This is a genomic window from Sediminispirochaeta bajacaliforniensis DSM 16054, assembly GCF_000378205.1.
Taxonomy (GTDB): Bacteria; Spirochaetota; Spirochaetia; order DSM-16054; family Sediminispirochaetaceae; genus Sediminispirochaeta; species Sediminispirochaeta bajacaliforniensis.
Genome location: NZ_KB899407.1, coordinates 206,666 through 221,248 on the forward strand (window position 1 = coordinate 206,666; position 14,583 = coordinate 221,248).

General features: G+C 56.8%; 14 protein-coding genes and 1 riboswitch. Of the genes, 4 read left to right on the forward strand and 10 right to left on the reverse strand.

From position 1 onward, the window contains the following. Genes F459_RS0102745 through F459_RS0102790 form a run of 10 tightly spaced genes read right to left on the reverse strand, consistent with a single transcriptional unit; the run spans window position 1 to window position 9,444 of the window. Complete coding sequence (locus tag F459_RS0102745; protein ID WP_020611207.1) at window positions 1-270, reverse strand: cysteine-rich small domain-containing protein; 270 nt, start codon at window positions 268-270, stop codon at window positions 1-3. Beyond that, window positions 260-1,915 carry a precorrin-3B C(17)-methyltransferase gene (gene cobJ, locus F459_RS23525; protein WP_020611208.1) on the reverse strand — a complete coding sequence of 552 codons (1,656 nt, stop codon included), beginning with the start codon at window positions 1,913-1,915 and terminating at the stop codon, window positions 260-262. The genes F459_RS0102745 and cobJ overlap by 11 nt, the downstream gene beginning before the upstream one ends. Continuing rightward, on the reverse strand, window positions 1,912-2,688 hold the full coding sequence (gene cobM, locus F459_RS0102755; protein ID WP_020611209.1) for a precorrin-4 C(11)-methyltransferase: 777 nt from the start codon (window positions 2,686-2,688) through the stop codon (window positions 1,912-1,914). Before cobM ends, cobJ begins: the two co-directional genes overlap by 4 nt. Next, window positions 2,685-3,368, reverse strand: coding sequence for a precorrin-6y C5,15-methyltransferase (decarboxylating) subunit CbiE (cbiE, locus tag F459_RS0102760; protein WP_020611210.1), 684 nt, complete (start codon window positions 3,366-3,368; stop codon window positions 2,685-2,687). The genes cobM and cbiE overlap by 4 nt, the downstream gene beginning before the upstream one ends. Next, complete coding sequence (gene cbiD / locus F459_RS0102765; RefSeq protein WP_020611211.1) at window positions 3,356-4,495, reverse strand: cobalt-precorrin-5B (C(1))-methyltransferase CbiD; 1,140 nt, start codon at window positions 4,493-4,495, stop codon at window positions 3,356-3,358. The genes cbiE and cbiD overlap by 13 nt, the downstream gene beginning before the upstream one ends. 2 nt (window positions 4,496-4,497) lie before the next feature. Further along, a complete protein-coding gene (locus tag F459_RS0102770) occupies window positions 4,498-5,142 on the reverse strand; it encodes a precorrin-8X methylmutase (protein ID WP_020611212.1) in 645 nt (214 codons plus the stop codon). Then, window positions 5,132-6,619, reverse strand: coding sequence for a cobyrinate a,c-diamide synthase (locus F459_RS0102775; RefSeq protein WP_020611213.1), 1,488 nt, complete (start codon window positions 6,617-6,619; stop codon window positions 5,132-5,134). The genes F459_RS0102770 and F459_RS0102775 overlap by 11 nt, the downstream gene beginning before the upstream one ends. Then, window positions 6,616-7,401, reverse strand: coding sequence for an ABC transporter ATP-binding protein (locus tag F459_RS0102780; protein ID WP_020611214.1), 786 nt, complete (start codon window positions 7,399-7,401; stop codon window positions 6,616-6,618). The genes F459_RS0102775 and F459_RS0102780 overlap by 4 nt, the downstream gene beginning before the upstream one ends. After that, on the reverse strand, window positions 7,391-8,416 hold the full coding sequence (locus tag F459_RS0102785) for a FecCD family ABC transporter permease (RefSeq protein WP_020611215.1): 1,026 nt from the start codon (window positions 8,414-8,416) through the stop codon (window positions 7,391-7,393). Before F459_RS0102785 ends, F459_RS0102780 begins: the two co-directional genes overlap by 11 nt. Continuing rightward, on the reverse strand, window positions 8,413-9,444 hold the full coding sequence (locus tag F459_RS0102790) for an ABC transporter substrate-binding protein (RefSeq protein WP_033301157.1): 1,032 nt from the start codon (window positions 9,442-9,444) through the stop codon (window positions 8,413-8,415). The genes F459_RS0102785 and F459_RS0102790 overlap by 4 nt, the downstream gene beginning before the upstream one ends. A 75-nt stretch (window positions 9,445-9,519) precedes the next feature. After that, a riboswitch (cobalamin riboswitch) is annotated at window positions 9,520-9,719 on the reverse strand. Window positions 9,720-9,858: 139 nt separating this feature from the next. Here F459_RS0102790 and F459_RS0102800 point away from each other — a divergent pair. The 4 genes from F459_RS0102800 to cobT are packed head-to-tail and all read left to right on the forward strand — an operon-like array spanning window position 9,859 to window position 14,465. Continuing rightward, entirely contained in the window at window positions 9,859-11,346 is a 1,488-nt protein-coding gene (locus tag F459_RS0102800; protein ID WP_020611218.1) for a cobyric acid synthase, read from the forward strand. Further along, on the forward strand, window positions 11,343-12,308 hold the full coding sequence (gene cbiB / locus F459_RS0102805; RefSeq protein WP_020611219.1) for an adenosylcobinamide-phosphate synthase CbiB: 966 nt from the start codon (window positions 11,343-11,345) through the stop codon (window positions 12,306-12,308). Before F459_RS0102800 ends, cbiB begins: the two co-directional genes overlap by 4 nt. Continuing rightward, the gene (locus tag F459_RS0102810; protein ID WP_020611220.1) at window positions 12,298-13,440 is read left to right on the forward strand and encodes a pyridoxal phosphate-dependent aminotransferase; all 1,143 of its coding nucleotides are present in this window, start codon (window positions 12,298-12,300) and stop codon (window positions 13,438-13,440) included. The genes cbiB and F459_RS0102810 overlap by 11 nt, the downstream gene beginning before the upstream one ends. Then, on the forward strand, window positions 13,437-14,465 hold the full coding sequence (gene cobT / locus F459_RS0102815) for a nicotinate-nucleotide--dimethylbenzimidazole phosphoribosyltransferase (RefSeq protein WP_020611221.1): 1,029 nt from the start codon (window positions 13,437-13,439) through the stop codon (window positions 14,463-14,465). Before F459_RS0102810 ends, cobT begins: the two co-directional genes overlap by 4 nt. Window positions 14,466-14,583 lie beyond the last annotated feature (118 nt).

Genomic DNA, 14,583 nt, shown 5'->3' on the forward strand with positions numbered 1-14,583 from the left:
CTATTTCTTCTTCCCACCAGGGGAAGCTTTTCGCCGTTTGAGTTCGGCAATGATGAGATCGTAGTTTTCAGGAATGTGCGGCCTGATGCAGCCGGTACAATCCTTGACCCCGTCGGCAGTTAAGCGATAATCCCCTCCGCAATCGGGAAATTGATAGAGAGGACAGAAGCAGAAAAGACAGTTCATCTCTTCGATCCCCCGGTGGCAGGGATAATAGCGACAGTCGCGGTTTTCAAAGAATTTGTGGCTATAGGGTCGTTTATCCTTCATGTGACTCCTCGATTTTGTACCCCCTGGGGGTGATAAACCATCGCCCCTGCCGATAGGAACTGCTGTTGCCGATTACCACAACCGAGGACATGCCGATATCAGGATCATCGGCATCGATGCTTCCAAGGCTCTCAAGACGGACCGATTGGCCCTCGCGCAGGGCGTTTGTCACCACCGCAGCCGGAGTATCCAGAGACCGACGAGCGCGAAAGAACTCCAAAGCCTTTTCCAGCAAGGCCTTTCTGCTTCGGCTTTTCGGATTATATAGCACGGTGATGAAATCTCCCTCGGCGGCAAGGCGCAGCCGTTTCTCGATCAGGGAAGCCTCGGTCAGCAGATCGCTTAGGGAGATGACCGCAAAGTCGTGCATCAGCGGCGCACCAAGCAAGGCAGCGGCAGAAGAAGCAGCGGTGACTCCGGGAAGGATGCGCAGATCAAAGCACTCTCCCGCATCGGTCCCGGCCAACTCCAGGATCAACCCCGCCATACCGTAGATACCGGCATCCCCGGTGGAAACAACAGCAACACGTCTCCCCGTTCGGGCAAGATCGATGGCAGCGACGGCCCGATCCTTCTCTTTCCGCATCCCCGAAGCAACGGTCTCCTTTCCCTCAATGAGCTCCCCCAGAAATTGGAGATAGCGATTGTAACCGACCACAACCTCACACGCTTCGATGGCCCGAATCGCCGCAAGGGTCATATGCTCCGGCGATCCCGGTCCGATCCCGACCACGTACAACACGCCTTTTGTATGATGCTGTTTGCGGTGGGGGGGCAGCCCTTCGACCTCGTCTCCCGCATGCTCCCCGGCCCTCCCTTCATCCACACTATTGATCGCTTCGGCCACTTGCGGCAAATCGACCGAAGCAGCCGAAGCGGCCAGCTCGTCGGAAATGGAAAGAGGGCCTATCCGCTCCCGGACAATCGCAACCGTCACCCCGTCGCGGCGATACAGGGGCGCAATTATAGAACCTTGTCTGGCAGTAAGCAGGGCGCAGGGCTCTGCCACGGCGGGAATGCCGATGTGCCGGGAGGCGGCACTGGGGAGAAAGGCGCCGGAGAAGCGGCTGATCTCCCGGGCACTCACCCGGGTAAGGGGAATGTCGAGGTCGGCAAGAGCCTCGAAGAGGCCTGGTTCCAGGCATTTCTTACCGATGGTGGCTGCAATTCTGACATCCGATAGAGAAAGGCCGGCCTCCATAAGGGCGGTGGTAACGGCCTCCTTCACGGCGGATGCAAGGATGTCCTTACGGGCCCCAATACCAAGCACAATCGAGCGCCGGGCCTCGGTGGCGGTACTCACAACGGGGCGACAGCCCAGGATACGGGAGACCTCCCAACAGAGCCGGTTTGCTCCACCCTCGTGTCCGGAAAGGAGGCTCACCGCATTGCGGCAGCCATTATCGACAACCACCACCGCAGGATCGTGATACTTATCCCGGAGAAAAGCGGAAATCATCCTGACGGCGATTCCCACCGCAGAGAAAAAAATAAGTCCATCGCAGAGGACAAAGAGCCGTGCACTCTCTTCTGCGAGACTGCCCGGTCGGCTGCAATCGACAACAGACAGATTGGGCATCTGCCCGGTAAGCTGGCCTGCGGCGTTCTTCCCTGCTTCATTTATACAGAGAGCAGCCAGTTTCACGCTCCACCTCCTGCGTTTTCCCGACTACTTCGAAACCCGTGAGAGAAATTCGCATCGTAGAGCTTGGAGGCCTCGAAGGTACCGGGGTTCAGAACATCGCCGACAAGGATGATGGCCTGCCTGTCGATTCCCGCCTTTTGCATAAGCCCGGCAAGGGTGGAAATGGTTCCCTCGATGATCCGCTGGTCCGGCCAGCTTGCCCGGTAAACCGCTGCAGCAGGGGTGTCGGTACCGTAGAAGGGAGCAATCTCCTCCATTGCTTCTTTTACCATGGAGGCACTGAGAAAGAGCACCAGGGTGCTTTGTGACCGGGCAAGGGCCCGGAGCCTCTGGGCTTCGGGCACAGGGGTACGTCCCTGCCGTCTGGAAAGAATCACCGTCTGGCTTATCCCAGGAAGGGTCAGCTCCCGGCCCAGGGCAGCCGCCGATGCGGAAAAAGAACTGACACCGGGGACAAGCTCCCAGGGAATCTGTTCGGCTCGGCAGAAGCAAATCTGCTCGCCGATGGCACCGTAGAGAGAGGGGTCTCCGGTATGGAGCCGGGCGATACTCCCATTGTGGTCGGCTCCCTTCTTGAAAACGGCACATATGGCATCGAGATCCATGGAACTGGTGTCGTATATCTCTGCCTCGGGCAGCGCCCAGTCAAGCAGTTTGGGATTCACCAGAGAACCGGCATACATGACAATCTCGGCTTCTTCGATAAGCCGACGCCCCCGGAGGGTGATGAGTTCGGGATCCCCGGGTCCCGCACCGATGAAATAAACCTTCACACTGACTCCTTTTCCATCCTGGGTATGATAACCGTACACAGCCGCCCACCTTCCTGAACGGCATCCAGGCGACAATAGACGATCGACTCCCCCTCTTCGCCGATGTCCCGACAAAACCACGCCTTGTATCCGCTATAACCTGGATCTTCCGCAATAATCCTCTCGGCAAGATCCCGGCCGCCGCAAGGACCTGCGGTAAGGACGACAAATCCACTCATCCCCGAAGGGGGATGGGAAACGAATCTGCGGACAAAGGATGCGATATCCTCGCCTCCGCTGCCGTGGAGGGATACCAGTTCCAGTTCCTGCCAGGGGATGCCGATCTTTGCACAGGCCACCTGAAAGGCGCTTAGGCCGGGAACGATGCGAAGCTCCCACTGAGGGTAGCGGGAACGGACCAGGGGAAGCAGGCTATGAAAACCGGGGTCCCCGGATACCAGGATACCGATCTCGTCTTCCCCCTCCAGGCGCAGGCGCTCTATCTCATTCAGCCCTGAATAGATGCCCCTTCCTCCCTCCGAAGAGAGATCGATAAAAGGGATTGAGGGAGGGATAAAGCGGAGGGCATGGCTCCGAAATCCGGCAAAAGCCGTGCACCTTTTTATGGTTTCACGGGCCTGATCGAGGGTGTAGCGCCCATCTCCGGGCCCTGTTCCGATGATATGGATCATTTCAGCCATCCTTCCACCCGCTCCTTCGGCCAGGAGCCCAGGGCATTGCCTTTCAAATCGAGAAGCACGACGCCGATCGCACAACGCCTCTCCACCAGTTTCTCCGTCCGCTCGGCAGCCCGGCGGGCAATAGCGTTCCAAATTTCATCGAGGCCCCAGTCGTGTATCAAGGCAACCGCCTCTTCGGCAAGGTTCAGCGACAGAAGCCTGCGGACCATCTCGGCCGAGGCACCGGCGGCGCCTGCATAGGCGGCGATCACCTCGAGCCTGGCATCCCCGCTGCTCCAGTGCGTGTTGAACATGGCAACGGCGATCTTTGTTAGCTTTCCGATATGGCCGACCAGAAGAAGTTCCTTTGCCCCATGGTCGGCCCCGCGGAGCAGGGCATGGCCCACATGATCCCCCACGGTAACCACCCGGTCCAACGCGATGCCCCTGGAAGAGAGAAAGGCCTCACCCACATAGCCTGGGGTAATAATCAAACGGCTCATCCCGCTTTTCAGATAACTGTGGATCACCCGGTTGATGGATGCCTTGTAGGCCTCCTCCGACTTGGGTTCGACCACCCCCTTGGTTCCGATAATCGAGATCCCGCCCAGGATACCGATCCGGGGATTCCAGGTCTTTCCGGCCAGGGCAGCCCCTTCGGGAACGAAGATTTCGACCTGACAGCCCCTCCCTTCTGGCAGTAAGGGTAAAAGCTCCTCTCGTATCATCTTCCGGGGAACCGGATTAATGGCCGCCTCTCCCACCTTGCCGGCAAGCCCCGGTCGGGTAATGCGCCCGACCCCTTCTGCGCCGTCGATTTCGACCCCGTTCCCTTCTTTTAGGCGAACCCTGGCACCGATCAGTATGCCGTCGGTGATGTCGGGATCATCCCCCGAATCCTTGCGCACCAGAGCCTCGGCCCCTATTCCGTCGGAAGTCGCCCCTATGTGCTCTATGGGAACAAGAATCTGCCTGCCGCTGTAGCGCCTGTGACCCTTCGGAAGGGTGATTTCGACCCGTTTATCCGCAAAGGTGCCGAGGAGAAATTCAAGGGCGGCCCTGGCCGCTGCCTGAGCGCAGCTGCCGGTGGTGATCCCCAGACGCATGCCCGAGACCTTCCCCAGCTCCTGATCGTACCACTGTGCCATGCTCAGCCCCTCTGTTCCGCCCTTTGTTCGGCAAGAAAAAGCAATCCGTTCACGATGGCCGCGGCAATGGGACTTCCGCCTCGTTCGCTCAGGTTGGTAATGCAGGGATAACCGGAATCGTAAAGGGCCTGTTTCGACTCAAGGGCCCCGACAAAGCCCACCGGAATACCGACCACAAGCGCCGGTTTCACCCGGCCCGATTCTATCATCGAAAGGAGCGCAAAAAGGGCGGTTGGCGCATTGCCGATGGCAACCACGGCCCCGTTCAAAAGAGAGCACTCTGCCGCCTGCCGCATTCCCAGGGCCGACCGGGTCTCTCCGCTCTGCCTGGCCCCATCAATCACCTCGGTATCGTTGAGAAAACAGTGTACACGGCATCCCAGTTTCTCTGCCAAAGCAGCACGAATTCCCGTCCGCACCATCTCCACATCGGTGACAATGGGGCAGCCCGAAGATATCGCCTCTATTCCCCGCTTCACGGAAAGCTTAGGCACATAACAGCTCTTTCCAAACTCAACATCGCCGGTGGTATGGGCAATACGGATCACGATCTCCGTCACATCATCGCCTGCGGAAAAATCCCCAAGCCTGCTCCTGATGATGCGGAAACTCTCTTCGGTAATCACCTTTCCTCTGCTACTGTTCATCGTTCTTACTCCTTGATTGCCGATACTCCCTGCAAGCCGCCACAAGGTGTCGCGCAGGTTCGGGAACGCCGGTAAAGTGGAGATGAAGATAGGCAGCCGTACTCCTACGCACCGAAAGGCCGTCAAAGCCTATCGTTCCTTCCTTGTCGAGTCGAAAAAGCCATTCGTTTTCGGATGGACCTTTCACCATATTTGACCAACGGTAAATGTGTCCCACCAACTCCATTCCCGCAGGACCGATCACACTCGGCCTTAGTGCCCTGGCCTTGTGGTAGCCCAGGGCCGAAAGCTTGTTGCCCATCTCGATCTCTGTATCGAAGAGGCCGGCCATGGGATACCCTTTTCCCCCGACAAACAGCCTCCGACAAAGGTACATGAGCCCTCCGCATTCGGCGTAGATGGGCATATTGTCAAAAGAAGCGGCCCGAATCGATTCGATCATCGTGCGGTTTGCCGAAAGTCGCTCTGCATGAAGCTCGGGATAACCGCCACCAATGTAGACACCGTCACAGCCATCGGGAAGCCGGCTTGCCGAAAGAGGCGAGAAAGGAACGATTCTGGCTCCCAAGGCTTCCAGCATATCGAGGTTGTCCTGGTAGTAGAAGTGGAAGGCATCGTCCATTGCCACGGCAAGACAAGGAGTATCGGTCCCGATCCCGGCTATAGCCCTATCGGCCCCACCAGACCTGCCCGAAATATCGATACCATCGCTGCTTTCGCCCCGGATCGGTGTAAGGGAAGAAACGGAGTCGGCGATGGCAAGCAGAGCATCCAGGTCGATATGCTCGGCAGCAGCATCGCCGAGGATATGCAGGAGCGAGGAAAGCCGTTGCCGCCCCTCCTTCTCCCAGGCGGCCACCAGGCCGAGATGGCGTTCCGGCATGGACGGCATGGACGATTTCGGAAGCCAGCCCAGAACCGGAAGACCGGTGGCCCCTTCCACGGCCCTACGAACCATGGAGAAGTGGCGCTCCGATCCGATTCTGTTGGCGATAAAACCGGCGACAGGGCAGTCGGGATCGAACTGCTGCATGCCCAGGGCAACCGCCCCGGCGGTCTGGGCGGCAGCTCCCGCATCGATGACCACAATCACGGGAGCCGAGAGGCTTTTTGCAACCGAGGCGGTGGAGCCTTCGGAAGAGATTCCGCCCCTGCCGTCGAAAAGGCCCATAACACCCTCTATAACCGCAAGGCTTTTCTGCTCTTTTCGGCAGGCCTCATTACAGTGCCCGACAAAAGAGGAAACCATTCCCGCTTCGCCCATCAGCACCGGATCGAGATTTCGGCAAGGGAGGCCTGCGGCTGCAGAGAGGTGACCGGGATCGATATAGTCGGGCCCGACTTTCCAGGGAAGAGGCCGATAGCCGCGCCGACGAAGTGCCTCAATCAGCGCAAGGGTCAGCGTACTCTTGCCGCTGCCGGAAGATGCTCCTGCAATCACGAAACGGGGAAGGGTAAGGGAAGAGATACGCTTCATTGCTGTTTTCCTCCCAGGGGAACGACAAAGGGACAATCAAGTTCCTCGTCCTGCAGAAGCCGCACATCGATGGAAAAGACATCCCCAAGGAGCTGCGGAGTAAGGACCACCGAGGGTTCCCCGGTAGCAAAAATACAACCGTTTTTCATCACAAAAAGCTGGTCGGAGTAACGGGCCGCCTGGTTGAGATCATGGAGCACCGTCACCACCGTCCGCCCCATCTCCTTTCGCAACCTGTCAATCAACTCGAGAATCTGGAACTGGTAGGCAATATCAAAATGAGTCGTCGGCTCGTCGAAAAGCAGGAGTTCCGCCTCCTGGGCCAGGGCCATGGCGATCCAGGCCCGCTGGCGTTCACCACCGGAAAGGCTTGCAACCTCACGCTCGCTAAAGTCAAGCATGTCCGTTGCCTCCAGCGCTTGCTCAACAGCCTCCCGGTCCCGGGGACGTAGGCTGCCGAACCATCCGGTATGGGGATATCTGCCATAGCCCACCAGTTCCTTCACGGAAAAATAATCGGGGATCTGGGGAGTTTGGGCGAGAAAGGCCATGGTTCGGGCAAGGCTCCGTCCTCCGTAATTCTCCAAGGGCCGGTCCATGACCCTAACGGAACCGGAAACAGGCTTCAGGTTGCGGGAAAGGGCCTTCAGAAGCGTCGATTTCCCGCAGCCGTTGGGACCGATGATTGATGCCCAGGAGCCGGCAGGCACGGAAAGAGAGAGATCTTTAACAACCGGTTTGCCGCCGTACCCAAGACAAAGCTTATCAGCCTCAATGACCATGGCCGCCTCCCATTTTCTCCCCCTTTTGCCTGAGCAGGTAAAGGAAAAAGGGTGCACCCAACATCGCCATGATGATACCCACCGGCAGCTCCTGAGGCCGAAGGAGGACCCGCCCGAGGGTGTCGCAGAGAAGAACAACAACGGCCCCGAGAAGGGCTGAAGCGGGAATGAGGTAACGGGCGTTATTCCCGATCACAAGCCGCGCCACATGGGGAACGATCAGCCCCACAAAGCCCAGGAGTCCCACAATACTGACCGCAGATGCGGCGAGGAGGGAGGCAATCAGCATGAAAAACATGCGGGAGGCCTCGACATTGAGGCCCAGGCTATTGGCCGTTTCGTCGCCGAGAAGCAGAATGTTGAGTCGGTCCGCCAATAGCATGGAAAAAAGAAACCCTATGAGGGCGTAGGGCCACAGGATTTGGACCTGCTGCCAGGTGACGGCAGAGAGATTTCCCACCATAAAGCCGATCACGTGCTGAACCCGATCGGGAAAGAAGATCATCAAGGCGTTACTTCCGGCGCCGAGAAAGGAGGAGACGGCGATTCCCGAAAGGACGAGACGCAATGGGGATGCTCCCCCCTTCCAGGCCAGCAGGTAGACCAAAAGAGTGGCCAAAAAGGCCCCGCCGAATGCCACCGGCGTCACAAGGAAATAGTGGCCGGGAAAAAGGATATAGATGCAGACCGCCGCAAGCCCGGCCCCGGCGGAAACCCCGATCACATTCGGCGAGGCAAGGGGATTGCGCATCACCCCCTGCAGGAGTGTACCGGAAAGGGCAAGACAAAAACCGACCAGGGCCGCGGCAATGGCTCGCGGCATCCGCACCATCATCAGGATGCGGTGGTCCACCGACGTAGTGTCGGAAAACAGAGCCCGAAGGATCTGGCGGAAGCTAAAACCGGAAGAGCCGAAACGAATCGCTAAAAGGAGGGCGACAAACAGCAGACAGAGAAGAAGTACTAAAATTGCAAGACGGTAACTGGTGCGGCTCCTGATATCGAAACGGCTCACTCAGCCTTCCCCTCCCCGGAACCGAGACTGAAATCCGTTCCGGGATACAGGAGTTCGGCAATCCTCTGAAATGCCTCGGGATAGGCACGGCTCGGCTTATAGATGGAAAAGGACTTATCCAGGTAATGAAACCGTCGGTTTTTCACAGCCGAAAGGGAAGCCCACACGGGATTGGATGAAACCTCCATCTCTATTCTGGCCGTACACTTTTCCACATCACCCATGGTGGTGACGAATATGAAATCAGGATCCTGTTCGAGGATATATTCAAGACTGAGGTCGACTCGACCGGCTCCTTCGAAGGCCGATTCACGATAAATATTCACCGCTCCAAGACGCTTGCAGTAGTCTCCGGTCACGGTCTCCTCGGTTTCCACCTTCACGTAGTTAGTGGAAGCAAAGAGGATGCACACCTTCGGGTGTACTCCCTTCGGTACCCGATCGATAATGGACTGAACATTTTCCTGCGTCGGTATCAGATACTCTTCGTAGAGATCCCGTCGGCCGTTGAGCCTGGTAAAGAGATCGAAGATGAGACGGAAATCATCATAGTTTTCATAATTGATCCCAAGGCTTGCCACCCCTTCGGAGGCAAAAAAATCACTGATTTTTCGCTGGTATTCACTTGTTCCCGAAAAGATAAGTAAGTCCGGTTCCAGTTTCATGATTTTTTCGACATCGATACTGGCAATGGAACCAAGCACGGGAAGATCTTTTGCCTCGGCGGGCACATTGATTGCCCCCCTCAGGCGGGCAAGGCTTGTTCCTCCGGCCATATACCAGAGGTCGAGTATCGAATTGTGCATGACGACGGTTCGTTTGGGGAATTTGGGAATCTCGACAATCCGGCCCGAAGCCTCCCGAAAGCGTACCGACGCGTCGCTCTCGCCCAAAATCGCCATCCCCGACTGCGGGCTACCTACCGCCTTTCGACCGGATGTCGGCTCCTGTGTCCCTCCGGCAGAAAGCAGAGTTGACATACACAAAAGCAAAAGAAAAATGGCGAAAGCCCTTCGAACGAAAACCATTGTTCCTCCTCTGATAGACACAGGAGGACCAGAGACAGGAAGATCCGGAGAGCTGCGAAAGTGCAAAAGCATGGATGCTCTCCGTTTTCCCAGGCAGGTCTTCTGACTTACGGATCTTCTTACTTCTACCGTCTTCCCACACCTTCAGATGCAGTGACGTTCCGCCTGTGGCGGATGGTAGGTTTATCCCCGTTTACAGCTCTCTTACCGAGTGCAGGACTCGCACCTGCTTCCCTATTCTGCCGATTCTGGCCACCTGGAATGGTTGGCTTCATTATAGCCCCAAGGAAAGGCCTTGCAAGAGGCATGCCCCTTTGGAAAGGGACCGGAATCTTCTTTTTCGAAAAATAGTACAAAAATAAAAACAATACTCCTTGAGGAAAGAGAAGATTTCGGCTCTACTAGATCTACACTATGTCACAAACTTTGATGATCCAGGGAACATCCTCGAATGTCGGCAAAAGCCTCCTTGTCGCCGCCCTTTGCCGAATTTTTGCGCGAAAAGGGCTTCGGGTCTTTCCCTTTAAAAGCCAGAACATGGCCCTCAACTCTTTCGTAACCAGCGAGGGGCTGGAGATCGGCAGAGCCCAGGCCCTCCAGGCTACCGCGGCCAAACGGAATGCCGAGGTAGCCATGAATCCGGTACTTCTTAAGCCGGAGGGTAACAGCAGCTCCCAAGTGGTGCTGATGGGAAAGCCATGGCGCCGCCTGAGCGGAGGTGAGTATTACAAGGCGAAGCCTGCGTTGTGGGGAACCATCACCGAGGTCCTGGATACGATACGAAAAAAGAACGACCTGCTTATCGTCGAAGGAGCAGGCAGCCCCGCCGAGATCAACCTGAAGGAACACGAAATCGTCAACATGCGGGTGGCAAGCTATCTACAGGCCCCGGTTCTTCTGGCCGCCGATATCGACAGGGGGGGCGTTTTCGCATTCCTTTACGGTACCCTTGCCCTTCTCGAACCGGAGGAACGGGAACTGGTCAAAGGTTTTATCATCAATAAATTCCGGGGCGATGTCGAACTGCTCAAACCGGGGCTCGATATGCTCCGGGATCTGACAGGAGGCGTCCCGACCCTGGGCGTAGTTCCCTACCTGAAGGAGATATCCCTTGCCCAGGAAGATTCGGTGTTTCTCGAAGAGCACCGCTTTTTCGGCTCGGGAAGTACCGGGATAGCGGTCATACTCCTGCCCCACATCTCCAATTACGATGATTTCGACGCCCTGACCATGGAGCCGGGCCTGCAGCTTCGCTTTGTGGAACATCCAAGAGAGCTGGGGAACCCTGCGGCAATCATCCTGCCGGGAACAAAAACCACCATGGCCGATCTCCTCTGGCTCAGGCAGAGCGGCCTTGCCGAGGCCATTTGCCGCAAAGCCGAAGAGGGGACTTCGATTATCGGCATGTGCGGGGGCTTTCAGATGCTGGGTAAGCGGATCATCGACAAAGAGGGGGTGGAGGGCAGCGCCGGAAGCCTCCGGGGCCTCGGTCTGCTGGATGTAACCACCTACTTCAGTCGGGAAAAGAAAACTATTCAGGAGACAGGTGTCCTCTGCAGCAACCAGGGAACCCTTGCTCCGCTCAAAGGGTGTAAGGTCGACGGTTATGAAATCCACATGGGTCATAGCGCGCTGGGAGAGTCGGCTGGCCCATTTCTTGCAACCGGCTCAGGGGGGCATGACGGTGCGGTTTCCCCGGACGGCCGCATCATCGGAACCTACTTTCACGGCCTCTTCGACGAGGCCGCTTTCAGACGGGGCTGGCTCGCATCTCTGGGCTGGGAGCCGGAAGGCAAGCCGGTAAGCCTTGTCCAGAAGCGGGAAGAAGAACTGGTGGCCCTGGCCGATGAGGTGGAAGCGGCCATCGATATGAAGCAGCTGGAGGCAATCATCGGACTATGAACCTTTGCCTGCCGATTCTTGCCGGGGCCCTGCTTTACGACCTGCTTTGGGGTGATCCTCCCAACCGTTTTCATCCGGTAGCCTGGATGGGAAGACTCATTTCCCGTCTCTGGCAGCATCGCCCCAAACAGGGGAAGTTACTTCTTTTTTCCTACGGCGCCCTTATGACCATCTGCGGGGCCCTGCTTTTTTCCCTTCCCCTACTTCTTTTGCAGAGGATTCCGGTCCTGCCGAGCTTTGTTCTGTCGATCGTTCTTTTGAAAATGAGCTTTTCTCTCACCATCCTCCTGCGAACGGGAGGTAAGATCGCACGGGCACTGGAAGCCGGTGACCTTGCATCGGCGAGAAAGCTGACAGCCTTTCACCTTGTCAGTCGGGACACGAGCGAACTGGAGGAGTCGGAGCTTTGCGGTGCGGTGGTCGAATCCCTTGCGGAGAACCTTACCGACAGTTTTACCTCACCCCTTTTGTACTATCTTCTTGCGGGCCTTCCCGGTGCCTTTGCCTTCCGCTATATCAATACCAGCGATGCCATGCTGGGCTACCGCACGGGAGACTTCGAGTTCGGGGGTAAATGGGCGGCTCGCTGCGACGACCTTCTGAACTTCATACCGGCCAGGTTAACGGCCCTGCTCATCATTCTGGCCGGAAGCATCATGCCGATACGATCACTCCATGAGAAAAAAGGTAACGGTGCCCGGGGGAAAAATCCCCTTACATCCCTTTTTGCATGGCAGAATGCTACCGAAAGCCCCAACGCAGGCTGGACCATGGGCGCTGCAGCCGCTATTTTAGGCTTACGCCTGGAAAAAAGAGGGCACTACGTCATAAACAGTGAAGGTCGCCCTCCGGAACCCGCCGATATTCGCTGTTGCATTAGGCTGGTTCGAAAATCTGCCCTCCTTTTTCTTCTACTTTTGGCCGGTATCCTTGCCTGTACGGGGGTGATCTTTGGTTCCTGATGCAAAACACCAAGCAGGGAAACCGGAACAAGCGGCGCTGATACGCCCCGAGCTTCTTACATCTCAAAGGGTGGTTCACGGCGGAAGAGAGGCAAAACCCTTTGACTTCTCGGTCTGTCTGAACCCCTACCCTCTTCCCGATTCGGTTGCCACGGCCATTGCAGCCGCTCCGATGGAGCGCTACCCCGACACAAGAGGCCAGAAGCTTACCGGGGAGCTTGCAATGTTACACGGCTGTGATCCCGAACGTCTGTTGCTTACGAACGGGGTGAGCCAGGCCATCTTTCTTACCGCCTTCGGCCTCCTGGAACGGGGAAGAAACGTGCTGATTATCGGGCCAACCTACGAAGAGTATGCAAAAAACAGTGCCCTCATGGGGGCGAGGCTTTCTATTTTTCGGGCACAGCCACAGGAAGGCTTCACGCTATCCATCCCTTCCCTTATCAGGACCATTGGGGAGTTGAAGCCCGCGCTGACATGGATCTGCAATCCCAATAACCCCACAGGGCTTCTTCTCGATAAACGGGACATTGAGGAGTTAGCCGACTCTTGTTCCAGCTACGGCGGTCTTCTGGTGGTGGACGAGGCGTATATGAACTTTGTCGATGAAAACAGACGCTACTGCGCGGAGGCCAAAAACGTCGTGGTGCTACGTTCCATGACAAAGGATTTTGCCCTCCCCGGACTCAGACTGGGCTATATTATTGCACCCCACCGGATTGCAAGGGCCCTTAGCGCCGCCTGCCCCGAGTGGAGCATCAACGCCCCGGCCCTCGCTGCAGGCCTTGCCGCCATAAGGCTGCGGGAAGCCTTCGAAACACAGTGGCAACGGCTCCGACTGCAGCGGCAGAGCCTTGAGGGGGCAGCCGCAGCATTAGGTTACGGCATATTCCCTGGAACGGCCAACTTTTTCCTCCTGTACTCCGGAGCAAATGCGCGTGCACGGCGGTTCCGTGAACATCTTGCCGCCTCGGACATCGCCCTGCGCGACTGTACATCCTTTAACCTGCCGGGGTTTTACCGGATAGGAATTTCAAGCGAAGAAAACAATAGACAACTGCTCGGTTTCCTTGCCGCCGAAAGCGGTCCAACCGGACAGGATGAAACAACAGAGAGACGGGAGAAGACATGAACAACGAACAAATCAGAACAGCAGCCCGGAAGCACCTTGACGGACTGACCAAACCGGTTGGAAGCCTGGGAAAACTGGAGGACTTTGCCGTCAAAATGGCGGAGATTCAGGGAAAGGTAGTTCCAGAATCGGGAAAAATGGGCGCCTTTGTCATCGCCGCAGACCACGGCATCAATGAAGCAGGGGTTTCCATGTATCCCAAGGAGGTCACCAAGCAGATGGTTGCCAATTTTACCCAAAACGGTGCGGGGATCAACGTACTTGCGCGTCACTGCGGATTCGATGTTTTTATCGTCGATGCAGGAATAGCCTCGGACATCGAGCTTTCCCAGGTGATCGGCTGTAAGGTAGGATACGGAACCCGGAACTTTCACGAAACAGAAGCAATGACTGCCGACCAACTCGAAACCTGTCTTGCGAATGGAAAACATCTGGCGGAAAAAGCGGTTGCCGACGGCTACAAAATCCTCGCCCTCGGTGATATGGGGATCAGTAACACGACGACCGCCGCGGCCATGGCAATTGCCGGAGGGCTGCCTGCCGAATCGATCATCGACAAGGGAACGGGTATCAGCAGCGAAATGCTCGATCACAAACGACGTGTCATCCTCGAATCTGTCGAACGCCACGCCCCTTTTTCCGATGCAAAGGATATCATGCGCAAGGTCGGCGGCTTCGAGTTGGCTACCATGGCAGGCTTTATCCTTGGTCTTAAGGGAAAGGGCTGCGCCTGTATGATCGACGGATTTCCGGTAACAGCCGGGGCCTATATGGCCTGGCTCATGGACAACGAAGTTTCGTCTTACCTCTTCGCCGGCCACAAGTCAAAGGTGAAAGGACACGCGGTGATGCTCGATGCCATGGGTCTCGAGGCGATTGTGGAGCTGGATATGCGGCTGGGAGAAGGGACGGGGGCGGTTATCGGCGGCTTTCTGGTCAATCTTGGTATCAAAATCGCTTCGGAAATGGCATCCTTCGACGATGCTGGAGTCTCCCAAAGTACCGGCAAAGAAGAAAACTACTAAGGGTGAGTAGTATCGCCGCCGGATGATGCTTCGGCGGCGATCCCTGCTTCCACTGTATAATATAGTGTCCGGAATCCTGGTGGTTGAAGGGAGACAATTCTCTTCCCCGCAGTCAATT

Coding starts and splice junctions, on each gene's coding strand:
- cbiD (WP_020611211.1), bottom strand. CDS start 4,495: ATGGCACAGTGGTACGATCAGGAGCTGGGGAAGGTCTCGGGCATGCGT.
- cobT (WP_020611221.1), top strand. CDS start 13,437: ATGAACAACGAACAAATCAGAACAGCAGCCCGGAAGCACCTTGACGGA.
- cbiE (WP_020611210.1), bottom strand. CDS start 3,368: ATGGCTGAAATGATCCATATCATCGGAACAGGGCCCGGAGATGGGCGC.
- F459_RS0102800 (WP_020611218.1), top strand. CDS start 9,859: ATGTCACAAACTTTGATGATCCAGGGAACATCCTCGAATGTCGGCAAA.
- F459_RS0102790 (WP_033301157.1), bottom strand. CDS start 9,444: ATGGTTTTCGTTCGAAGGGCTTTCGCCATTTTTCTTTTGCTTTTGTGT.
- F459_RS0102745 (WP_020611207.1), bottom strand. CDS start 270: ATGAAGGATAAACGACCCTATAGCCACAAATTCTTTGAAAACCGCGAC.
- cbiB (WP_020611219.1), top strand. CDS start 11,343: ATGAACCTTTGCCTGCCGATTCTTGCCGGGGCCCTGCTTTACGACCTG.
- F459_RS0102775 (WP_020611213.1), bottom strand. CDS start 6,619: ATGAAGCGTATCTCTTCCCTTACCCTTCCCCGTTTCGTGATTGCAGGA.
- F459_RS0102780 (WP_020611214.1), bottom strand. CDS start 7,401: ATGGTCATTGAGGCTGATAAGCTTTGTCTTGGGTACGGCGGCAAACCG.
- F459_RS0102770 (WP_020611212.1), bottom strand. CDS start 5,142: ATGAACAGTAGCAGAGGAAAGGTGATTACCGAAGAGAGTTTCCGCATC.